The sequence below is a fragment of the Streptomyces sp. HM190 genome, assembly GCF_009857135.1.
Classification (GTDB): domain Bacteria; phylum Actinomycetota; class Actinomycetes; order Streptomycetales; family Streptomycetaceae; genus Streptomyces; species Streptomyces heilongjiangensis.
Genome location: NZ_CP047318.1, coordinates 7,505,485 through 7,526,223, shown reverse-complemented (window position 1 = coordinate 7,526,223; position 20,739 = coordinate 7,505,485). Strand labels below are relative to the sequence as shown.

18 protein-coding genes are annotated in these 20,739 nt (G+C 73.5%); 12 read left to right on the top strand and 6 right to left on the bottom strand.

Features of this window, described 5'->3' with window-relative positions:
• Positions 1–189: 189 nt before the first annotated feature.
• Positions 190–780 carry a dihydrofolate reductase family protein gene (locus tag GSY65_RS32225; protein WP_159775174.1) on the bottom strand — a complete coding sequence of 197 codons (591 nt, stop codon included), beginning with the start codon at positions 778–780 and terminating at the stop codon, positions 190–192.
• A gap of 214 nt (positions 781–994) precedes the next feature.
• On the opposite strand from GSY65_RS32225, the gene GSY65_RS32220 reads away from it, so the two are divergent.
• Positions 995–1,642, top strand: a complete 648-nt coding sequence (locus GSY65_RS32220) for a TetR/AcrR family transcriptional regulator (protein WP_159775172.1) — start codon at positions 995–997, stop codon at positions 1,640–1,642.
• A gap of 49 nt (positions 1,643–1,691) precedes the next feature.
• Here the strand turns inward: GSY65_RS32220 and ligD are convergent, their stop codons facing one another.
• Complete coding sequence (ligD, locus tag GSY65_RS32215; protein ID WP_159775170.1) at positions 1,692–2,702, bottom strand: non-homologous end-joining DNA ligase; 1,011 nt, start codon at positions 2,700–2,702, stop codon at positions 1,692–1,694.
• A 93-nt stretch (positions 2,703–2,795) separates the two neighbouring features.
• On the opposite strand from ligD, the gene GSY65_RS32210 reads away from it, so the two are divergent.
• Positions 2,796–3,860, top strand: coding sequence for an ATP-dependent DNA ligase (locus GSY65_RS32210; RefSeq protein ID WP_159775168.1), 1,065 nt, complete (start codon positions 2,796–2,798; stop codon positions 3,858–3,860).
• 55 nt (positions 3,861–3,915) lie between these two features.
• On the opposite strand, the gene GSY65_RS32205 is transcribed toward GSY65_RS32210, so the two are convergent.
• Complete coding sequence (locus tag GSY65_RS32205) at positions 3,916–5,106, bottom strand: zinc-dependent alcohol dehydrogenase (RefSeq protein WP_159775166.1); 1,191 nt, start codon at positions 5,104–5,106, stop codon at positions 3,916–3,918.
• A gap of 175 nt (positions 5,107–5,281) precedes the next feature.
• Here GSY65_RS32205 and GSY65_RS32200 point away from each other — a divergent pair, with 175 nt between their 5' ends.
• Complete coding sequence (locus GSY65_RS32200; protein WP_443043280.1) at positions 5,282–6,259, top strand: DUF3048 domain-containing protein; 978 nt, start codon at positions 5,282–5,284, stop codon at positions 6,257–6,259.
• Here GSY65_RS32200 and GSY65_RS32195 read toward each other — a convergent pair.
• Complete coding sequence (locus tag GSY65_RS32195; protein WP_236580150.1) at positions 6,249–6,776, bottom strand: MarR family winged helix-turn-helix transcriptional regulator; 528 nt, start codon at positions 6,774–6,776, stop codon at positions 6,249–6,251. The genes GSY65_RS32200 and GSY65_RS32195 overlap by 11 nt on opposite strands.
• Positions 6,777–7,029: 253 nt before the next feature.
• Between GSY65_RS32195 and pcaH the strand changes: the two genes are divergently transcribed.
• From pcaH to pcaDC, 4 genes are read left to right on the top strand one after another with little or no spacing between them, the layout of a single operon-like run.
• Positions 7,030–7,803 carry a protocatechuate 3,4-dioxygenase subunit beta gene (gene pcaH / locus GSY65_RS32190; RefSeq protein ID WP_159775164.1) on the top strand — a complete coding sequence of 258 codons (774 nt, stop codon included), beginning with the start codon at positions 7,030–7,032 and terminating at the stop codon, positions 7,801–7,803.
• A gap of 6 nt (positions 7,804–7,809) precedes the next feature.
• Positions 7,810–8,415, top strand: coding sequence for a protocatechuate 3,4-dioxygenase subunit alpha (gene pcaG, locus GSY65_RS32185; protein ID WP_159775162.1), 606 nt, complete (start codon positions 7,810–7,812; stop codon positions 8,413–8,415).
• On the top strand, positions 8,412–9,794 hold the full coding sequence (gene pcaB / locus GSY65_RS32180; RefSeq protein WP_159775160.1) for a 3-carboxy-cis,cis-muconate cycloisomerase: 1,383 nt from the start codon (positions 8,412–8,414) through the stop codon (positions 9,792–9,794). Before pcaG ends, pcaB begins: the two co-directional genes overlap by 4 nt.
• On the top strand, positions 9,791–10,921 hold the full coding sequence (gene pcaDC, locus GSY65_RS32175) for a bifunctional 3-oxoadipate enol-lactonase/4-carboxymuconolactone decarboxylase PcaDC (RefSeq protein WP_159775158.1): 1,131 nt from the start codon (positions 9,791–9,793) through the stop codon (positions 10,919–10,921). The genes pcaB and pcaDC overlap by 4 nt, the downstream gene beginning before the upstream one ends.
• A 287-nt stretch (positions 10,922–11,208) precedes the next feature.
• Here pcaDC and GSY65_RS32170 read toward each other — a convergent pair whose 3' ends face one another.
• Positions 11,209–13,881 (bottom strand): ATP-binding protein, encoded by a 2,673-nt coding sequence (locus GSY65_RS32170; RefSeq protein ID WP_159775156.1) that lies wholly within the window; start codon positions 13,879–13,881, stop codon positions 11,209–11,211.
• Between the two features lie 238 nt (positions 13,882–14,119).
• Between GSY65_RS32170 and GSY65_RS32165 the strand changes: the two genes are divergently transcribed.
• The 3 genes from GSY65_RS32165 to GSY65_RS32155 all read left to right on the top strand — a co-directional run bounded on the left by GSY65_RS32165 (position 14,120) and on the right by GSY65_RS32155 (position 17,880).
• The gene (locus GSY65_RS32165; RefSeq protein ID WP_236580149.1) at positions 14,120–15,385 is read left to right on the top strand and encodes an MFS transporter; all 1,266 of its coding nucleotides are present in this window, start codon (positions 14,120–14,122) and stop codon (positions 15,383–15,385) included.
• A 6-nt stretch (positions 15,386–15,391) separates the two neighbouring features.
• On the top strand, positions 15,392–16,567 hold the full coding sequence (locus tag GSY65_RS32160; protein WP_159775152.1) for an anhydro-N-acetylmuramic acid kinase: 1,176 nt from the start codon (positions 15,392–15,394) through the stop codon (positions 16,565–16,567).
• A 278-nt stretch (positions 16,568–16,845) separates the two neighbouring features.
• A complete protein-coding gene (locus GSY65_RS32155; RefSeq protein ID WP_159775150.1) occupies positions 16,846–17,880 on the top strand; it encodes a DUF2510 domain-containing protein in 1,035 nt (344 codons plus the stop codon).
• 130 nt (positions 17,881–18,010) lie between these two features.
• Here the strand turns inward: GSY65_RS32155 and GSY65_RS32150 are convergent, their stop codons facing one another.
• Positions 18,011–18,625: a TetR/AcrR family transcriptional regulator gene (locus GSY65_RS32150; RefSeq protein ID WP_159775148.1), complete on the bottom strand. Its 615-nt coding sequence runs from the start codon at positions 18,623–18,625 to the stop codon at positions 18,011–18,013.
• Between the two features lie 260 nt (positions 18,626–18,885).
• On the opposite strand from GSY65_RS32150, the gene GSY65_RS32145 reads away from it, so the two are divergent.
• Positions 18,886–19,770 (top strand): phosphatase PAP2 family protein, encoded by an 885-nt coding sequence (locus GSY65_RS32145; RefSeq protein ID WP_159775146.1) that lies wholly within the window; start codon positions 18,886–18,888, stop codon positions 19,768–19,770.
• Entirely contained in the window at positions 19,767–20,726 is a 960-nt protein-coding gene (locus tag GSY65_RS32140) for a hypothetical protein (protein WP_159775144.1), read from the top strand. Before GSY65_RS32145 ends, GSY65_RS32140 begins: the two co-directional genes overlap by 4 nt.
• Positions 20,727–20,739 lie beyond the last annotated feature (13 nt).

Here is a 20,739-nt window from a genome sequence, read left to right as displayed (position 1 = left end):
CTCGTCCGAGCGGAACTGTCCTCACCCCGCCGCCAGCGACACCAGCCACGGGACGGCCCACGCAGGCGTGAGCAGACGCGGGGACGTGGCGTCGGGCGAGGAGTTGCTCGGGGACTGCCGCCGCGTGGTGGCGTGCGCCAGCGGCTGAGACCGGGCCCGACGGACCCCGTCGGGCCCGTCGCACCGCCCTCAGCCGCGGGTGTAGGTGAGGAACGCCGTCCCGCTCTCCAGGACGACGTGGTCCGTGAGGTTCCACAGGCGCGCATCGAAGGCGGCCGAGCGGCCGAAGAGGGGGATCCCGGTGCCGATGGTCAGGGGGGCCAGCTTGACGATCAGCTGGTCGATCTCGGCGTAGAGGGCCCCTGCGAGTTCGCCCCCGCCGATCAGCCAGAGGTCCTTGCCGTCCCCCTGCTTCAGCTCCCGCACCTTCGCCACCGGGTCGCTCGCGACCATTTCGACGGCCGGGGCGGGGCTCTCGGTCAGGGTGGTCGAGAAGACCAGGTGCCTCAGGTGGGGATAGGCGTCGGCGATTCCGGCGTCGAGGCCGATCTCGTAGGTCTTGCGTCCTTCGAGGACGGTGTCGAAGTGGGTGCCCTCGGCCTCGACGGACAGTGCCTTCCGGGCGTGGGCGGGCAGGGTCTCGGGGTACTGCGCGGCGAGGTACTGCACGTAGTCGCCGCTGACGGGCCAGAACCCGTCCGGTCCCGTGGGGTCTGCGCCGTCGGGCCCGGCGATGAAACCGTCGAGGGTGGAGGCGATGTAGTAGACGAGCTTGCGCACGAAGGGTTCCTTCTGGATCGGTTGCGGGTCAACGGGGTGGCGCACACGACGGGTCGGGCGACAGGGGCGACCCCTGCCACCGGGGCGGTGAAGAACCCCCGCGAGGGCGTGACGTCGCCCATCGCTCTATCGATGTAAACTTATGACGGACGTAAATTTATCCTCGGCTATTCTTTGCGTCAACGTAAAAATGTCACGGGAGTAAGCTCCCGCCATGGCCAACCAGACGCCGGCCCCGAGCGCCGGGCTGCGTGAGACGAAGAAGCTGGAGACCCGGCAGCTCATCTCCGCCCACGCGACACGGCTGTTCCTCGCCCAGGGCTTCGAGCGGACGACCATCGCCGAGATCGCCGCCGCCGCCCGCGTCGCCAAGAAGACCGTCACGAACTACTTCCCCCGCAAGGAAGACCTGGCGCTGGACCACCAGGAGGAGTTCGCCACCTCGCTGGCCCGGGCCGTGGACGCACGACGCCCCGGGGAGTCCGCGCTGGCCGCGCTGCGCCGGGCCTTCGCCGACTCCGTCGCCTCCCGGGACCGGATCGCCGGGTTCTCCGGTCGGGAGTCCGCCCGCATGATCGCCGACAGCCCCACCTTGAGCGCCTGCGTGCGCGGCCTCCACGACCAGCGCGCGCGGCACCTCGCGCGGTCGCTCGCCGAGGCCACCGGCACCGACGCGGACGACATCACCGTCCGGGCCGCAGCCGAACTGCTGGGCGCCGCGCACCGCACGCTGTTCCACCGCGTCCAGGAGCTGACGCTCGCCGGGCACCCCGACGAACGGATCGCCCGGACCCTCACCACGGAAGCCGCCCGGGTCTTCGACCTGCTGGAACCCGCCCTCGCCGACTACGCCACCGCCTAGGACGACGACCCCCCGCGCCCCGGTGAGGACGCTGCGCCGGGGGCGCGGGTCATCCCTTCTTCGCCCGGCTCGGCTGCACCCGCTTCGGTTCGCCCGGCATCTTCGGGTACTCCGGCGGATACGGCAGGTCACCCAGACCGTGGTCGTGCTCGTCGCGCGCGGCCAGTTCGATCAGCGCCTCCAGGGAGTACGCGTGGTCGTCCATGTCCGCGTGCACGTCACCGCGTTCGGCGTAGCGCACCGGCATCGTGGCGAGGTCGAAGTCGCGGGGCAGGGCGGAGCCCACCTCGTCCCAGGTGAGGGGCGCGGAGACGGGGGCGTGCGGGCGGGGCCGTACGGAGTAGGCGGAGGCGATGGTGCGGTCGCGGGCGGTCTGGTTGTAGTCGATGAAGATCTTCTCGCCGCGCTCCTCCTTCCACCACGCGGTGGTCACCTGGTCCGGCATCCGGCGTTCCAGTTCCCGGGCGGCAGCGATGGCGGCCCGTCTGACCTGCGTGAACGTCCAGTGCGGCGCGATCGGGACGAACACGTGCAGGCCACGCCCGCCGGAGGTCTTCGGCCAGCCGCGCAGGTCGCCGTAGTCGTGCAGGACGGAGCGCAGCTCATGGGCGGCGCGGACGGCGTCGGAGTAGTCGGTGCCGGGCTGCGGGTCGAGGTCGAGGCGGAGTTCGTCGGGGCGGTCGACGTCGTCGCGCCGGACCGGCCACGGGTGGAAGGTGAGCGTGCCGAACTGGGCGGCCCAGAGGACGGCCCCGACCTCGGTCGGGCACATCTCGTCCGCGCTGCGGCCGCTGGGGAAGGTGATGTGGGCGGTGGGGATCCAGTCGGGCATGTTCTTGGGGGCCCGTTTCTGGAAGAAGTTCTCGCCGTTCACCCCCTCCGGGTAGCGCTCCAGGGTCGTGGGCCGGTCGCGCAGGGCCCGCAGGATGCCGGGGCCGACGGCGAGGTAGTACCGGGCGAGGTCCAGCTTGGTGAAACCGCGCTCCGGGAAGAACACCTTGTCGGGGCTGGACAGCCGTACCGTCCGGCCCGCCACCTCCAACTCCACCGCATCAGCCATGCGGCCACGGTAGGCGGAGGCACCACACGGCGCACACCGGAAGGAAAGTCTCGATACCGGGCGAATCTGGTCGCGGGGTCGCAGAATCGGAGCATGGATCTGCCCGTCATGCCGCCCGTGAAGCCGATGCTCGCCAAGTCCGTGGCGAAGATCCCGCCGGGCATGCACTACGAGGCGAAGTGGGACGGGTTCCGGGCGATCGTGTTCCGCGACGGGCCGGAGGTGGAGCTCGGCAGCCGTACCGGCAAGACGCTGACCAGGTACTTCCCGGAGCTGGTGGAGGCGCTCGCGGAGCGGTTGCCGCAGCGGTGCGTGATGGACGGCGAGATCGTGATCGTCCGGGACGGCCACCTCGACTTCGACGCGCTCACCGAGCGCATCCACCCCGCGGACTCCCGGGTCCGGATGCTGGCCGGGGCGCAGCCGGCCTCCTTCGTCGCCTTCGACCTGCTCGCCCTCAACGACGAGTCCCTGACCGACGTCCCGCTGACCGACCGGCGCGCGCTCCTCGAACGCGCCCTGGCCGGGGTGACCGCCCCTGTCCACCTCGCGCCGGCGACCACCGACCGCGAGGTGGCCGAGCGGTGGTTCGAGCAGTACGAGGGCGCGGGTCTGGACGGGGTGATCGCCAAGCCGCTCGACCTGCGCTACCGGCAGGACGAACGGGCCATGTTCAAGATCAAGCACGAGCGGACGGCGGACGTGGTGGTCGCCGGGTACCGGCCGCACAAGAGCGGGCCCGTCGTCGGTTCCCTGCTGCTGGGTCTGTACGACGACGGGGGCACCCTCCAGCACGTGGGGGTGTCCGCCGCGTTCTCCATGAAGCGGCGGGCCGAGCTGGTGGCGGAGCTGGAGCCGTCGCGGATGACGGACGTCGGCGAGCACCCCTGGGCCGCGTGGGCGGAGGAGGCGGCGCACCAGACCGCGCGGCTGCCGGGCGCGCCGAGCCGCTGGTCGGGGAAGAAGGACCTCTCGTGGGTGCCACTGCGGCCCGATCGGGTCGCCGAGGTGGCGTACGACCACATGGAGAACGGCGTCCGCTTCCGCCACACGGCCCGCTTCCGCCGCTGGCGCCCGGACCGCACCCCCGAGAGCTGCACCTACGCCCAACTGGAGGAGCCGGTGACCTACGACCTGGCGGAGATCCTCGGTCCGTGACCGCCCGGCCACCGCTCCGCGGCGGCGCCGAGGAGTCGGGCGGCGCCTCGGGGCCTCACGGCTCCAGCAGGATCTTCACCGCCCCGTCGTCCTTCCGCTGGAACATCTCGTAGGCGTGCGCCGCCTCGCTGAGCGGCAGGCGGTGGGTGGCGAAGTCGTCGACGCCCAGCGGGTCCTCGTCGGTGAGGAGGGGCAGGATGTCGTCGCTCCAGGTGCGGACGTTGGCCTGGCCCATGCACATCTGGATCTGCTTGTCGAACATGGTGAGCAGCGGCATGGGGTCGGCGGTGCCGCCGTACACCCCGGAGATGGAGACGGTGCCGCCGCGCCGCACCAGCTCGATGGCGGTGTGCAGGGCGGCGAGCCGGTCGACGCCGAGGTGTTCCGCGAACTTGGCGCCGAGGGTGCGGGGCAGCAGGCCGGTCGCGGTCTGCGCGAGCCTGGCCGCCGCGCTGCCGTGGGCCTCGGTGCCGACGGCGTCGATCACGGCGTCGGGTCCGCGCCCGGCCGTGCGGTCGCGGATCGCGGCGACGAGCTCCTTCTGGCTGTCGAAGTCCCTGAGGTCGTACGTCTCGACGCCGCGTGCCTGGACCCTGCGCAGCCGCTCGGGCACCAGGTCCACGCCGAACACCTGCTCGGCGCCGCGCACCTGGGCGACCCGGCAGGCCATGTCGCCGACGGGCCCCAGGCCGAGCACGGCGACGCTGCCGCCGGGCGGGATGTGCGCGTACTCGACCGCCTGCCAGGCGGTGGGCAGCACGTCGGAGAGATACACGAACCGGTCGTCGGGCGGGCCCTCCGGCACCTTGATCGGCCCGAACTGGGCCTGCGGCACCCGCAGGTACTCGGCCTGGGCGCCCGGCACGGAGCCGTACAGCCGGGTGTAGCCGAAGATGGCCGCGCCCATGCCCTCGCCGGTGCACTGGGTGGTCTCGCACTGGGTGGGCAGCCCGGTGAGGCACATCCAGCAGTTGCCGCAGGCGATCTGGAACGGCACCACGACCCGGTCGCCCGCCGCCAGGTCCGGTACCCCCGCGCCGACCTCCTCGACGATGCCCATGGGTTCGTGACCGAGGATGTCGCCCGGCGTCATGAACGGCGTGAGTACCTCGTAGAGGTGCAGGTCGGAGCCGCACAACCCGGTGGAGGTGAGGCGGATGACCGCGTCCGTCGGCTCCTGGATCGTCGGGTCGGGCACGGTCTCGACGCGTACGTCCCGCCTGCCCTGCCATGTCACTGCCTTCATCGCGTCCCGCTCCGTCCCTCGACTCGGCCTCGCAGGTCCGCACGGGTACCCGGAGCCGCCGCGCCGAACCACCTCGGAGCGCGGTCGACGGAGCCGATCGGGTGCGGTCAGAAGCAAACAGGTATAGCCATCTATCAGCCGATAAGTCCACAATCAAAGACAAAGTCGGCGAAGGATGGGCACGGTGAGCATGAGACTCAGGGCGCGGCGGACTCGGCGGCGCGCGACGACGGGCATGGTACTCGCCGCTCTCACGGCGGGCGCCCTCCTCGCGGGCTGCTCCGGCGGCGGCCCGGACGACGGCCGCCAGGGCGAGAGCCCCTCGGAGAGACCCGGCGGCGTGGGCTCGGTACTGGCCGTGAAGATCGACAACGTGGGCGCGGCCAGACCCCAGACTGGACTGGACGCCGCGGACGTCGTCTACGCCGAGCAGGTCGAGGGCGGCCTGAGCCGGCTGATGGCCGTCTACGCGACGAGGTTCCCGGACTCCGTCGGCCCCGTGCGCAGCGCCCGGGAGTCCGACCTGGAGCTCCTGCGCCAGTTCGACGAGCCGACGCTGGCCTTCTCCGGCGCGCAGAGCAAGCTGCTGCCGCTGATCGACAGGGCGCCGCTGGAGGCCAGGACCCCGGGCGACGCCGGTGCCGCGTACTACCGGGGCACCGACAAACCCGCCCCGCACAACCTGTATCTGCGCCCGGCGAAGCTGGTCGGCTCCCCGCCCGGCGCCGACGCCCTGACCACGGGCTTCCGCTACGGCCGGGCGCCCGCCGGCGGCACCCCCGAGCACTCCCGCACGGTCCGCTACCCGGCGGCCCGCTTCACCTTCACCTGGTCCGACCAGGAGCGGCGCTGGCTGCTCGCCATGGACGGGCGGGACGCCGTACTGACCGACGGCGCCCGGGTGGCTCCGGCCACGGTGGTCGTGCAGCACGTGACCATCCGGCAGTCCCGGTTCCGCGACTACCTGGGCAACAACACTCCGTACACGGAGACGGTGGGCTCGGGGAAGGCAGAGGTCCTACGGGACGGGCGCGTCTTCGACGCCGAATGGGAGCGCGGGACGCCGGCGGACGGCACGACCTTCACGACACCGGACGGCACACCCATGAACTTCGCCGAGGGCCAGGTCTGGGTGCTGTACGTCACGAAGTGACCGGGTCCCCGCCATGACGTGCCACGTCGGAGTCGGGGGCCGCGACGGGCCGGTCGGGAGCCCGGCGGAGCGGCTCCGCCGGGCTGCGCAGTTCCTCCGCGGCGTCGGCCACCCGCCGGATCAGCTCGATGAACAGACGCTGTTCGTCCGGCGCCAGGGGAGCGAGGAACACCTGGTTCATCCGGGCCGTCCGGACGGCCAGCCTGCGGTGCGTCCGGACGCCGTCCTCCGTGGGCCACAGGAGGAAGCGCCGTCCGTCCTGCGGGTCGCGGACCTTGTCGAGCAGCCCGCGGCGGCCGAGCCGGGTGATCACCTCGGACATCGTGGAGCGGTCGAGGCCGACCCGCTCACCCACCGTGCGCTGGTCCAGCCCCGGCTCCTCGACGAGCGTGTTGAGGACGGCGAACTGCGGGGAGGTGATCTCCTCGGAGACCATCGCGTTCCACAGCAGGTAGTGCGCCTGCTGCAGTCTCCGGGCCAGGTGCCCGGGGTGGGTGGAGAGGTCCACCGCGGCCATGTGCGCTCCTCGACCAGATCGACACGGACGGTTATTCGTTCGTGCACTGAACAATACCCGCCACCCACCGGAGCCTGTCCAGCACGTCGCACACGCCCGACCTCACACCTTCGCGCGGACCTTGACGGCGGACTCGACGGATGGCAGCGTGAAGGAAACTTCACTGAATACTCAGTGCCCTGATTAATCTGTCGCCGGGCGCTCGGCGTGGACCAGGGCCTCGCCCCGGTCCTCGAACGCTAAGGAACCGTTCATGACACTCACCCAAGCGGACATCGACCAGGAGATCGCGACCCGGCACGCCGCCTACGAGAAGGGGATCGCCGACGGCGCTCCCGTCGAGCACCAGCCCCGTCGCGACTACGCCCCCTACCGGTCCTCGGTGCTGCGGCACCCGAAGCAGCCGCCGGTCGCCATCGACGTCAGCAAGGACCCGGAACTGGTGGAGCTGTCCTCCCCCGCCTTCGGCGAGCGCGACATCACCGAGATCGACAACGACCTCACCCGGCAGCACCACGGCGAGCCGATCGGTGAGCGCATCACCGTCTCCGGCCGTCTCCTCGACCGTGAGGGACGCCCGATCCGCGGGCAGCTGGTCGAGATCTGGCAGGCCAACTCGGCCGGCCGCTACGCCCACCAGCGCGAACAGCACGACGCCCCGCTCGACCCGAACTTCACCGGCGTCGGCCGCACCCTGACGGACGACGACGGGCACTACCACTTCACGACGATCCAGCCCGGCCCGTACCCCTGGCGCCAGCACCTCAACGCCTGGCGGCCCGCCCACATCCACTTCTCGCTGTTCGGCACGGCGTTCACCCAGCGGCTGGTGACGCAGATGTACTTCCCGAGCGACCCGCTGTTCCCGTACGACCCGATCATCCAGTCGGTGACGGACGACGCGGCGCGGCAGCGACTGGTCGCCACCTACGACCACGGTCTGTCGGTGCCGGAGTTCTCCCTGGGTTACGTCTGGGACATCGTGCTCGACGGACCCCACGCCACCTGGATGGAAGAAGGACGCTGACCCGCCATGACGAAGATCGACACGAACCGTCCGGAGACGGTGCTCCCGACCCCGTCGCACACGGTCGGCCCCTTCTACGGTCACGCCCTGCCGTTCCCCGGCGGCGGTGACATCGCCCCCGTCGGCCACCCCGACACCATCACGCTCCAGGGCTACGTCCTCGACGGCGCGGGCGACCCCCTGCCCGACGCGTTCGTGGAGCTGTGGGGCCCGGACCCGGACGGCAACGTCCCGCAGGTCGACGGCTCCATGCGGCGCGACCCCGCGAGCGGCGGCTTCCTCGGCCGCAACGGCGTGGAGTTCACCGGCTGGGGCCGCGTCCAGACCGACACAGACGGGCACTGGACGGCGCGGACCCTGCGGCCCGGCGCACGCGGCCGGAACGCGCCCTACCTCAGCGTGTGCGTCTTCGCCCGCGGTCTGCTCGTCCACCTCTACACCCGGATCTACCTGCCGGGCGACGAGGCGGCGCTGGCCGCCGACCCGCTGCTCTCCCGGGTGGAGGAGACCCGCCGCGGCACGCTGATCGCCGAGGACCGGGGCGACGGCACCCTCCGCTTCGACATCCGCCTCCAGGGCGAGGGCGAGACGGTCTTCCTGGAGTACCGGTGACGTCCTCGCCCGCCGGGCGGGACGCGCCGCCCGCCGACGCCGGTCTGCTCGCCCCCGGGTGGACCGGTTCCCCGGCGGCCGCCGCGACCGGCGACGGCGCCTACCTGAGGGCGCTGCTCGACGCCGAGGCCGCCCTGACCCGCGCCCAGGCCGCCCTCGGGCTCGCCCCCGCCGAGGCCGCGACGGCGGTGACCGGGGCCGCCCGGTCCGGCGCCTTCGACGTGCGGTCCCTCGCGGAGCGCGCCCGCGGCGGCGGCAACCCGGTGATCCCGCTGGTCGCGGACCTCACCGAGGCCGTCGGCGCCACCCACGGCCCGTACGTCCACCGGGGCGCGACCAGCCAGGACATTCTGGACACGGCGACGATGCTGGTCGCCGCCCGCACCCTCGACCTGGTGCTGGCCGACCTCGCCGGCACGGAGAGCGCGCTGGCCGGACTGGCCGCCGCGCACCGGGACACGGCGATGCCCGGACGGACGCTCACCCAGCACGCCGTGCCGACGACCTTCGGGCTGAAGGCGGCGGGCTGGCGGTCGCTGGTGCTCGACGCCCGGGACCGGCTCGCGGTCGTACGGGCGGGCCTGCCCGCCCAACTGGGCGGCGCGGGGGGCACCTTGGCCGCCTTCACCGTCTTCGCCCCGGTCACCGGCGGCGGGACGCCGGGCGCGCCGGTCGACACACATGCCCTGGTGGCCGCGTACGCCCGTGAACTGGGCCTTCGGGAGCCGGAGTTGCCCTGGCACACGCTGCGCACCCCGATCGCCGACCTCGCGGGGGCGCTCGCCTTCGCCGCGGGCGCCCTGGGGAAGGTCGCGGTGGACGTGCTCACGCTGGCCCGTACGGAGATCGCGGAGGTCGCCGAGGGCAGCGGCGGCGGCTCGTCCGCGATGCCGCACAAGGCGAACCCGGTCCGGTCCACGCTGATCGCGGCGGCTGCCCGGCGGGCGCCCCAGCTCGCCGCCACGCTGTACACGGCGATGGCCGCCGAGGACGAACGGCCGGCCGGTGCCTGGCACGCCGAGTGGGAGCCCCTGCGGGATCTGCTCCGGCTGGTCGGGGGCGCCGCGCGGGACGCGCGGGAGCTGACCCGGGGGCTCCGGGTGGACGCGGACGCCATGCGGCGCCACCTCGGCCTCACCCACGGGCTGATCGTCTCCGAACGCCTGGCCGCCGAGCTGGCGCCCGTACTGGGCCGGGCCCGCGCCAAGGACCTGCTCACCCGGACCGCCGCCCGCGTCCACGCCGAGGGCCGGCCGCTGGCCGACCTGCTCGCCGAGGAGCCGGACCTGAAGGACCTCGACCTGGCGGACCTCACGGACCCAGCCCGCTACACGGGCTCCGCCACCGACCTCACCGACCGTGCCCTGGAGCGACGTTGACGGACACTCTGCTGAACCACCGCGCGGAGGGTCCGGCCTCCGCTCCCCCGCTGCTGCTCGGCCCGTCCCTCGGCACCTCCACCCGGTTGTGGGACAAGGTGGCGCCCGAACTGTCCATCGCGCACCGGGTGATCCGCTGGGATCTGCCGGGGCACGGCGGCTCCCCCGCCGACCTGATCGCCGCCGGTGCCACGGTCGGCGACCTGGCCGCGCTGGTGCTGGCCCTCGCCGACGCGCTCGGCGTCGAACGGTTCGCGTACGCGGGGGTGTCCCTCGGCGGGGCGGTGGGTCTGCAGCTCGCCGCGCACCACCCGGAGCGGGTCTCGTCCCTCGCCGTGATCTGCTCCTCGTCCCACTTCAACGGGGAGCGACCGTGGCGGGAGCGGGCCGCACTGGTGCGGCGCGAGGGGCTGGCGGGCCTCGCCGAGACCGCCGACGCCCGTTGGTTCACCGCCGGGTTCACCGTGCCGGAGCTGGTCGACGACCACCGCGCGGCCGATCCGGAGGCGTACGCCGCGTGCTGTGACGCGCTCGCGTCCTTCGACATCCGCGGCGCGCTGCCCGGGATCACGGCGCCGACCCTGCTGGTCGCCGGGCGGGAGGACCCGGCGACCCCGCCGGCGCACCTGCGGGAGATCGCGGACGCCGTGCCGGGCGCGTCGCTCACGGAGATCTCCGGCGCGTCCCATCTCGCGCCCGCCGAACGCCCGGAGGCGGTGCTGGCCGCGCTGCGCGCGCACCTCGACGGGTACCCGGGGCGCGGGATGGAGGTGCGCCGCCAGGTCCTCGGCGATCCGCACGTGGATCGCGCCCAGTCCCGTCAGTCGCCGTTCACGGCCCGCTTCCAGGACTTCATCTCCCGCTACGCCTGGGGGGAGATCTGGACCGACCCGACGCTCTCGCGCCGCGAACGCAGCATGATCACGCTGACCGCGCTGGTCGCCCACGGCCACTACGACGAACTGGCCATGCACATCCGAGCGGCCCGCCGCAACGGCCTCACCCCCGACGACATCGGCGCCGTCCTCCTCCAGACGGCCGTCTACTGCGGCGTGCCCGCGGCGAACTCGGCGTTCGCGACGGCCCAGCGCGTGCTGGCGGAGGAGGAGAGCGCGGGAGGGGGCTGACCGGCGGCACGGGTCCGCCCGCACCGGCGTGGGCGTCCCGGGCACCACGGACTCACGCGCGGCGGGCCGCCGCGTGCCGAGCCCGCGGGGATCGGTGGGCAGGCCCTGGGGCGTGTTTCGCAAGGAGCGTCGTCTGCCCGAAGGGCGGGCCCGGCGGCGTCCGGTGCGTGCGATCGCACGGCGGAGGGTCGCCCCGGCACCGGTGGTATCGGGGCGGTCCCGACAACGCGGCGAGCGTGCGTGCCGGACGCCGCCGGGCAGACGGGACCTTCGCAACACGCCCTGCCCTAGACGAGCCGGGCGATGGCCTCTCGGGCACGGGCGACCAGGCTGTCCGCTCCGCAGGAGGCGGCCAGGGTGAGACCCCGCTGGAGTTCGGAGGTCGAGCGGGTGACGATGCCGTACTCGACGCGTGCCGCGGCGTGTTCGTACGCGGAGGGCGACGCCTCCAGGTACGTGACGGCCTTGGCGTACAGGGACGCGGCCTGCTTGCCGGTGGCGAGGGATGCCTCCAGGCGGAGCGCCTCACCGATGGCGGTGTCCGTGCCGAAGCGTTCGGCGCGCCGGCGGACGGTGGCGGCGAGCTCGGCGGCACGACGGGGGTCCTCGTGGGCGAGGGCCCGGGCGAGCGCGCCGGCCCATGTCGCGGAGACCGTGTTGTAGTGGCCGCGGGCGGAGGTCGCCTTCTCGGCGGCCTCCAGCTCGTTGATGCCCTCCTTGGTGCGGCCGACGGCGATCAGCAGTCGGCCCCGCACCGAGCGGGGCTCCGGCATCACGATGGTGGACGGGTACGGCGGCGCGAAGTTGTACTGCTCGGCGACCTCCCAGGCCGCCTGCACGTGCCCGCGCAGCAGCAGGGTGTCGACGAGGTTGCAGGTGGCGCTCCAGGACATCGGCAGCCGCCTGCCGACCGGCTCGGCGAGCATCAGCGACTTGCGCAGGAAGGTCTCCGCCTCCTTGAGCCTGCCGCGCAGGCGATGGACGAGGCCGACGTGCGCGTGGGCCAGCGCGAGGTGACCGCCGCTCCACCCGGCGGACTCGTAGGTCCGCAGGGCCTCCAGGCACAGGCCCTCCGCGCGGTCGAGCCGGTCCGCGTAGGCGTACGCGACGGCCAGCAACAGCAGCAGTTCGATACCCCACTCGGAGTCCGTCCAGCCGAGCCCCGGCGCGAGGCGGCCGTTGACGAGCGCGCGGTCGCAGTGCTCGACGACCACCTCGGCGTTCTCGCCCCGGGTCATCGCGTCGTAGCCGCGCAGGATGAGCAGGGCGCGTTCGGAGTTGTCCCTGCCGGTGCAGGTCGACACGAGCCGGGCGAGTTCCTCGGAGTGCGCCGGCGGGAGTTCCTCACCGACGTGGATGGTGTCCCACATGTGGCGCACGGCCTGCAGCCGCATCCGGGCCGGCCCGGAGTCCGTCCGGGCGATCTCCGCGTCGACCGTGCGGATGGCCTCGTCCGACTGATCGTTGTGGAGCAGCGCCTGGGAGAGGCGGAACACCGCGTTCACCCGTTCCGCGCTGTCGAGGCCCGGTTCGGCCAGGGCCGAGCGGAGGTGTTCGACCGTCTTGGCGGGGGCGGTGAGGAGGGTGGCGCAGCCCAGTTCGTAGAGGACGCGTACGCGGACGTCGGGGCGGGGCGGTTCCTGCAGGGCGCGTTCGAGGCAGCGGCGGGCCGCTTCGGGGGCGCCGACGGCGAGGTGCTCGCTCGCCGCGGCCCGGAGTTGCTCGACGAGTTCGGGTTCGCCGTCGGGGAGCACCTCGATCAGGTGGCGGGAGGCCGCCGCCGGCCCGCGCCCGGACTCGGTGACGACGGTCGCGGCCACGCCGTGGAACGCGGTGCGGACGCTGGGCAGGATCGAGTCGTAGACGGCGGTGGCGATCAGGGGGTGGACGAAGACCAGGTCACCGTCGTCCGGCTGACGGTTGGCCGGATCGGGCGGCGTGAGGATACGGGCCTGGGTGAGCAGTTCGGCGCACTCCCGCGCCGTGGCCACGGGCAGCCCCGCGAGGCGGGCGACGATCTCCACGGTGATGCCGGTGTGCAGGATCGCGGCCGCCCAGGCGAACCGGGTGGCCTCGACGCCGAGTTCCTCCAGGCGCGCGACGAGTCCGTGGCCGCGCGCCGTCTTGTTGAGGGCGCGCAGTTCGGCGGCGGAGTCCTCCACCGGGTCCAGCTGGCTGTCCCTGACCTTGGCGAGGAGTTCGACGGTCTCGTAGGGGTTGCCCGCGGTGACTGCCCACACCTCGCGGCAGAACGCGTCGTCGGCGTGTTCGCCGACCGCGGAGCGGGTGAGTCCGGCGGTGGCGCCGGGCGTGAGCGCGCTGATCCTGGTGACGGGACCGGCGACGGCGGCGATCTCCTGCAGATAGCGGGCCGGTTCCCCGGTGGCCTCGCCGGGGCGGCGCGCGACCACCACGAGGACACACATCTCGGACAGCCGTCCGGTGAGCACGGACAGCCAGTGCAGGGTCTCCTGGTCGGCCCAGTGGGCGTCGTCGATCAGCAGGACGAGGGGCCAGGTCCGGCGGACGAGCCGGCCCACGGCGGCGACGAGGCCGTCGCACACGTGCCGGGGGTCGGCGGGTGTCACGCCCGGTTCGGCGAGTCCGAGGGCGGGGCCCGCGATGTCGTACCAGTCGCCCAGGTAGTCGCGGGTCTCGGCGTCCATCAGGGCCATCAGCGCGGGCTGGAGGAGTTGGCGCACCACGTTGAAGGGGACGGAGGTGACGGTCTCGCCGCCGCGCGCGTACCAGGCGGTGCAGCCACGCTCCTCGGCTATCCGGCGGGCCTCAGTGAGGAGGGCGGTCTTGCCGATGCCCGCCTCGCCCCGGAAGACCAGGACCCTGCCCGGTGACGCCTGGTCGGCGCGGAGCTCATCGATCGCCTCCGTGATCGCGGCGAGTTCCGCTTCGCGCTCCCACAGGGAAGCCGAGGCGGCCGTATCGGGCCGTCCCTCCGTCATCCCGCTACCTCCCCAGGTCGCCCAAACGACGTACAGGTGATTGAGCGTAGCCGTCCGGCTGCCGAAGTGGAGGCTGGTCGGGGCACCTATTGCCGTGTCGGGTGACAACGTGCTGCCGTGGGGCGACGCTTTCGGGCGCCCACCTGCCGTGTGGGAAGTGATGGGTAGTCAACTGAGCGCGACGGGGCGCTGGTTCGTTGGGCGTCGCAGGGCGCGGCCGCGGGGAGGCGACATGGGCATGACGCTCCAGGGGGGACGGTCCCGTCGGGCGCTGTTCGCGGGCTCGGTCGGCAACTTCATCGAGTGGTACGAGTTCGGGGTCTACGGTTCCTTCGCGACGATCATCGCGGCGCGGTTCTTCACCCCGGAGGGCGGCGGCGCGGTCGAAGGGCTGGTGAAGACGTACGCCTCGTTCGCGCTGGCGTTCTTCTTCCGGCCGGTGGGCGCGGCGCTGTTCGGCGCGCTCGGCGACCGGATCGGCCGCCGTCCGGTGCTGATCCTGGTGATCGGCCTGATGACGGTGTCGACGGCGCTGATCGGGGCGCTGCCGACGTACGCGGAGATCGGCGCGTTCGCGCCCTGGCTGCTGACCTCGCTGCGGGTGCTGCAAGGGCTGTCAGCGGGCGGCGAGTTCGGGGGCGCGGTGTCGGTGATGACGGAGTTCGCGCCGGCGGGCCGGCGGGGGCTGTACGGGTCGTGGCAGTCGTTCACGGTGGCGTTGGGCCTGCTGGGCGGGGCGGGGGCGGCGGCGCTGCTCGCGTCGGTCCTCAGCCCGGCGCAGCTGGAGTCCTGGGGCTGGCGGCTGCCGTTCCTGTCGGCGCTGCCGCTGGGGCTGGGCGCGCTGTGGCTCAGGTTGCGGCTGGACGAGACGCCTGTGTTCCGGCGGGCGGGGGCGACGGTACGGCCGCCGGCCCGTGCCCTCGCCCGCGCGATCGCCCTCGGCGCCGGCCGCGTCATGGGGTGGGCGGCGGCCGGTTACACCTTCCTCGTGGTGCTGCCCTCGTATCTGCAGAACAGCCTGCACGCGTCCTTCCGGCAGGCGCTGGTGGCCACGGTCCTCGCCAACGTCGGCTTCGCGGCCGTGATCGTCCCGGCGGGGTGGCTCAGCGACCGTGTCGGACGGCGGCCGGTGATGCTCGCGGGCGCCGTGTCGGTGGTGGCCCTGGCGGTGCCGCTCCTCAATCTCCTCCAGGACACGTCCACTTCGACCGCGGTGAAGGGCGTCGCGGTGTGCGCGGCGGGCGCGGTGGTCGGGCTGATGGCGGGGCCGGGCCCGGCGATGCTCGCCGAGATGTTCCCGACGAGCGTCCGCTGCACCGGGCTCGGACTCGCCTACGCCCTGTCCAATGCCGTGTTCTCGGGCTGCGCGGGCCTCATCATCACGGAGACGATCAAGCGGACGGGAAGCGTGGACATTCCGGCGTACTACGCTGCCGCGACCTGCGCGGTGAGCGCGCTGGCCCTGCTGACGCTCCGCAAGCCGGACGACGAGAACGGGAGTTGAGCGGGCGTGCGGGTGATCGGGATGATGTCGGGGACGTCGTACGACGCGGTGGACGCGGCCGCGGCCGATCTGGGGCTCGCCGGGGACACGCTCACGCTGGAACCGCTCGGGCTCGTCAGCCGCCCCTACGACGACGGGCTGCGCGAGGCGCTGGCCCGGGCGCTGCCCCCGGCGTCCACGACGGTCGCCGAGGTCTGCCGGCTGGACACCCTCATCGGGCGGGCGTTCGCGGCGGTGGCGGTCGAGGCGGACCGGGAACTCTGTTCGGGGCGGGCCGAGTTGGTGGCCTCGCACGGGCAGACCGTGCACCACTGGGTGGAGCGGGGCCGGGCCCGGGGCAGCCTGCAGCTCGGGCAGCCCGCCTGGATCGCGGAGGCGACGGGGCTGCCCGTGGTGGCGGACTTCCGCCCGCGTGACATCGCCGCCGGGGGCCAGGGCGCGCCCCTGGTGAGCCTGTTCGACCTGCTGTGGCTGCGGGGCCGGCCGGGGACGCCGGTGGCGCTGAACCTCGGCGGCATCGCCAACCTGACGGCGCCCGACGGCACGGCGTTCGACACCGGGCCGGCCTGCGCGCTGATCGACGCGGCCGTGCGGGACGGCACGGCCGGGCGCGCGGCGTACGACGTGGACGGCGCCCTGGCCGCGCGGGGCACGGTCCACGAACCGCTGCTGCGGCGCCTGCTCGACGAGCCGTACTACGCGCTGCCCGCGCCGAAGACGACGGGCAAGGAGCTGTTCCACGGTGGTTATCTGCGTGACGCCCTCACCGGGTTCCCCGGGCTGCCCGTGCGGGACGTCGTGGCGACCCTGACCCGGCTCACCGCGCGGACCGTGGCCGGGGCCGCCGTCGCGGCGGGGGCGACGGAAGTGATCGCGTCGGGCGGCGGCACCCGCAATCCGGTGCTGATGCGGATGCTGGCCGCCGAGTTGGCGGGGGTCCCGTTGCGGGTCTCCGACGAGCTGGGGCTGCCGGCCGCGGCGAAGGAGGCGCACGCGTTCGCCGTCCTGGGCTTCCTGACCGTGCGAGGGCTGCCGGGCACCGTGCCGCTGAGCACGGGGGCACGGCATCCGAGCCTCCTGGGGTCGGTGACACCCGGGCGGGCCGGGCTGCCGCCGGGGCCGCCGGGAGGCACACGACCTCCGGTCCGGCTGGTGATCGGACGGGCACCCGGCGGTCCCTGACGGGGACGGTGGGGCGGCGCACCCCGGCCGGCGCCGGACGGAGGCTCCAGGCGGCGCTCGCCGACCGGCGCCGGGTGAGGGCTCCGAGCGGTGAACGTCGGCCGAAAGCCCGGCGTCATCACCCATCAGCGGCACCGACGACACCGGCGGGACCGGCAGGACCGGCAGGACAGCAGATGATCCCCCAGAAGCACACAAGGAGGGCAGAACGGCGCTCGGTGCATCCCGTTCCGGTCCCCTCTCATCCGCTTTTCACTCCGGCCTCATACGGTGGCGTCATGACGCAGGTGACTCCTCCAGGCTGGTACCCCGATCCCGGCCAGACGAATGACGCGCCGCCCACCGAGCGCTGGTGGGACGGCAGGGCGTGGACGGACCAGGTCCGGCCCGCGGGCTCGGCCGGGGCGTTCGGCCCTCCGGCCTTCCCGCCGGCCGCCGGGCCGTACCCGCCCGGCGCCGCGCCGGCGTATCCCGGTTACCCGGCGTACGGCGCCCCGGCGCCGAAGCGCGGGCTCCGCACGGGCATAGCCGTCGCCTTGGCCGTGGCGGTCCTGGCGTGCATCGGCATCGGCGCGTACGCCCTGGTCGGCAACGACGGCGGCGACGGCAGCACGACCTCGCAGGGCCCCGGCGGGCCGGACGGCCGGGGCGGCGACGGCGGACGGGACGGCTCCGGCGGTCAGGGCGGGCCCGGCGGCTCGGGGGGTTCCGGCGGCTCCGACGGGCAGCCCCCGGCGCCGGACGGGTCCGGGAGGCCGCCGCAGACCGAGGACGGGTACGCCACCGACTCGGCGAGCGGCATCAGCATCCCGGTGCCGGACGGCTGGGTCACCTCGCCGCTGCCGGTCGGCGCTCAGGTGGTGACGGAGGCGTCGTACGAGTGCCCCGCCGACCCCTCGAAGACCTGCACGCGCGGTGGCGCCTACTCGATGCCGGCCAAGGAGCTCAACCTGAAGGCCACCACGGCGGAGGCGGCCGCCAAGGAGGACATCGCACAGAACGCCGAGGACGCGTACGGCACCGAGGGCTACGGCAAGATCAGCTCGCACAAGGAGCTGGCCTCGAAGGCGGTGACCGTGGCCGGCGAGAAGGGCTACCTGGTCCGCTGGAAGGTGGCGACCAGCAAGGGCGACGACGGGTACGTGGAGTCGCTCGCGTTCCCTTCCCCGGCGGACTCCTCGCGGCTCGTCGTGGTGCGCTTCGGCATCGACGTCAGCGACGAGGCGCCCGAGCAGTCGGTGATCGACGACATCACCAAGGGCATCAAGAAGGCGGCGATCACCAGCGGCGGAGGCAACGGCCAGGACGTGTGAGTCGGCCGGGCGGGGTTCCTCTCCGCTCCGGAGAAACCCCACCCGGCCGGGGGGTGCGCGCCGCCCCCGTCCCCACGGTGCGGCGCCGCCGGGCCGCCGTCCGGTCATCCCGTGAACGGCGGCCCGAGCATCAGGTGAGGCCGAGCGCGGGGAACACGGCTGCCTCCATGAATCTGATGATGTACGCCTCGTCCGCGTCCTCACCCTCCAGGACCGGGCGGGCCCGGAGGACGCCGAAGATCTGGGCCGGGACGAACTCCAGCGCGGGATGGTCGGCGGGCACCTCGCCGCGGGCGACACCGCGGTCGATCATCGCCTTGAGGGAGCCGATCTCGGGCTCGACCAGGGCGTCGCGCAGGGCCGCCCGCAGCTCGTCGTCCTGGACGACGGCCTGGCCGAGCGCCTGGTAGATCCGCCCCTCCAGGGCGAACCCCTCGCTCGCCTGCCGGGCCGCCTCGTACAGGTCTCCGCGCAGGGACCCGGTGTCGATGCCGCCGAAGCGCACGCTGCGGCGGGCGCGCAGCGCCGCGGCCACGAACTGGGGCTTGTTCTTCCACTGCCGGTAGAGCGTGGACTTGCTGCAGCGGGTGCTCGCGGCGACACCCTCCATGGTCACCGAGTCGTAGCCGCACTCACGGATCTGCTCGAGCACGGCGTCGAAGAACTCCCGCTCACGCTCCGGCGTGATCTTGGAGCGGCGCGAGGCGACGGCCGTGTCCGGCCCCTCCGCGGCCTGCGACGTCATGACTCTCGTCTCCTTCGGTCGGGTCACACCCCTGAGCCTGTCGAGACGCCACTGTACCGGAACGCCAACGTATCGGTACAGCGGCGTATCGATACCCCCCAGTTTCGGTACAGTGGCGTATCGGTACACTCGCGTATCGGAACTGCCTCGTATCGGAACTTCCCCGTATCGGAACAGGTCCGCATCGGTACACGTACGTGTCGTCCGTCGTACCGCCAGGGAAACAGCGCCACCAGCGCCGTCAGGGAAAGGGCCGGGGGATGGAATGCCGCACCGCGCCTTCAACGCCGTCAGAGCCGTCAGAGCCGTCAGATCGATTCGGGCCGTCGGAGCAGTCCGAGCCCTCGGGGCAGTCCGATGCCGGGGGGCCATCGGGGTCGGCCGCCTCGGCAGCGCGGCCGCCGCTCGTCCGTGAACTGCTGCTCGTCGCCGGTCTCTTCCTGCTCTACAAGCTCGGCCGGACGCTGACGAGCGGCCACACCGCCGAGGCCTTCCTCGACGCGGACCGCGTCTGGGGATGGGAACGCGCGCTCCGTCTGCCCGACGAGGGGGCCGTGCAGTCCGTGCTGCTCCACGGCGACCTGCCGGTCCACCTGGCGAACGTCCACTACGCGACCGTCCACTTCCCGGCCACCGCCGCGTTCCTGGTGTGGCTGTACCTGCGGCGCCCCGCGCACTACGTGTGGGCCCGCCGGGTCCTCGCGGCCGTCACCGCCGCCGCCCTGCTGCTCCATCTGGCGTTTCCGCTGGCCCCGCCGCGGATGCTGGAGACGGCGGGTCTCGTCGACACGGGGCAGGTGTACGGGCCGACGGTGTACTCGGCCGCCCCGGCGACCGACTCCCTGGCGAACCAGTTCGCGGCGATGCCCTCGCTCCACTTCGGCTGGGCCCTCGTGGTCGCGATCGGGCTGATCGCCGCGACCAGCTCCCGGTGGCGCGTGCTCTGGCTGCTGCACCCGCTGGTCACCCTGCTGGTGATCGTCGGCACCGCGAACCACTACTGGCTGGACTCGATCGTGGCGGGTGGGCTGGTGGGCGTCGCGCTCGCCGTGATCCGGGTGCCGCGCCCGGTGGCCGCGACCGCCCGGCGGCCGGTGGGACTCACCGCCGTCGAGGAGCCCGTGCCGGCCGGAGCGGGCCGATGAACGCCACCCTCGTCGCCGTCGCCCTCTCCCTCGTCTCGGCCGTGGCGTACGCGGCCGCCGCCGTCGCCCAGGAGCGGCTCGCCGCCCGCGACGCCGGCAGCGGGATACGGCGCATGCTGGCCAGCGGTGCCTGGTGGAGTTCGGTCGCGCTCAACGCCGGGGCCGCGCTGCTGCACGTGGTCGCCCTGAAGTACGGGCCGCTGACCGTGGTCCAGCCCTTGGGCGCGCTGACCCTCGTGGCGGCCGTGCCGCTGGGGGCGCGGCTGGCCGGGCGGCGGGTCGGCGCGGTGGAGTGGCGCGGTACGGCGCTCACCCTGGTGGGGCTCGCGGCGATCCTGGTCACCGCGTCCGGGTCCGCTCCGGACGACGTGCTGAGTGTGCCGGAGGCGGTCGCCGTCGCCGGGGCCACGGCCGTCCTGATCGGGCTGCTGTCCCGCCGCGGCACCGAGCCGGGGCTGCGGCACGCGACCGCGTCCGGGGTGGCGTCGGGCGTCGCGTCCGCGCTGACCCAGACGGTCACGGTGGCCGCCACCGACCCCTCCGGCGGGCTGCTGAGCGTCGAGGTCGTGGTGGTGGCCCTCCTCGTCGCGGCCTTCGCCGTGGGCGGCCTGTTCCTCTCGCAGACGGCCTACCGGGGTGGTCTGGGCGCCCCGCTCGCGGTGGTGACCCTGGCCAACCCGGTCGCCGCCGCGGTGATCGGCCTGTCCCTCCTCGGCGAGGGACTGCGGGGCGGCGCGGCGGGCGTGCTGCTGGCGGCGGCGGGGGCCGTCGTGGCCGGGCGCGGAGTGGTCCTCCTGACGCGCGTCCCTGCGGCCGGACCTCGACCGTCCGACGAACCCCGCCGGGTCGCACGACACCCGGCCGACGAACCCCACCCGGTGGCCGCGGTTCTTTCCCTGGAAACCCGGCAGGCCCCCGCGGAGCCGCCGTTGCTCCCGAACCTGACCCCTCTGTGAGGTCCGTCCGTGG

Coding starts and splice junctions, on each gene's coding strand:
- GSY65_RS32220 (WP_159775172.1), top strand. CDS start 995: ATGGCCAACCAGACGCCGGCCCCGAGCGCCGGGCTGCGTGAGACGAAG.
- ligD (WP_159775170.1), bottom strand. CDS start 2,702: ATGGCTGATGCGGTGGAGTTGGAGGTGGCGGGCCGGACGGTACGGCTG.
- GSY65_RS32210 (WP_159775168.1), top strand. CDS start 2,796: ATGGATCTGCCCGTCATGCCGCCCGTGAAGCCGATGCTCGCCAAGTCC.
- GSY65_RS32205 (WP_159775166.1), bottom strand. CDS start 5,106: ATGAAGGCAGTGACATGGCAGGGCAGGCGGGACGTACGCGTCGAGACC.
- GSY65_RS32200 (WP_443043280.1), top strand. CDS start 5,282: ATGGGCACGGTGAGCATGAGACTCAGGGCGCGGCGGACTCGGCGGCGC.
- GSY65_RS32195 (WP_236580150.1), bottom strand. CDS start 6,776: ATGGCCGCGGTGGACCTCTCCACCCACCCCGGGCACCTGGCCCGGAGA.
- pcaH (WP_159775164.1), top strand. CDS start 7,030: ATGACACTCACCCAAGCGGACATCGACCAGGAGATCGCGACCCGGCAC.
- pcaG (WP_159775162.1), top strand. CDS start 7,810: ATGACGAAGATCGACACGAACCGTCCGGAGACGGTGCTCCCGACCCCG.
- GSY65_RS32170 (WP_159775156.1), bottom strand. CDS start 13,881: ATGACGGAGGGACGGCCCGATACGGCCGCCTCGGCTTCCCTGTGGGAG.
- GSY65_RS32165 (WP_236580149.1), top strand. CDS start 14,120: ATGACGCTCCAGGGGGGACGGTCCCGTCGGGCGCTGTTCGCGGGCTCG.
- GSY65_RS32155 (WP_159775150.1), top strand. CDS start 16,846: ATGACGCAGGTGACTCCTCCAGGCTGGTACCCCGATCCCGGCCAGACG.
- GSY65_RS32150 (WP_159775148.1), bottom strand. CDS start 18,625: ATGACGTCGCAGGCCGCGGAGGGGCCGGACACGGCCGTCGCCTCGCGC.
- GSY65_RS32145 (WP_159775146.1), top strand. CDS start 18,886: ATGGAATGCCGCACCGCGCCTTCAACGCCGTCAGAGCCGTCAGAGCCG.
- GSY65_RS32140 (WP_159775144.1), top strand. CDS start 19,767: ATGAACGCCACCCTCGTCGCCGTCGCCCTCTCCCTCGTCTCGGCCGTG.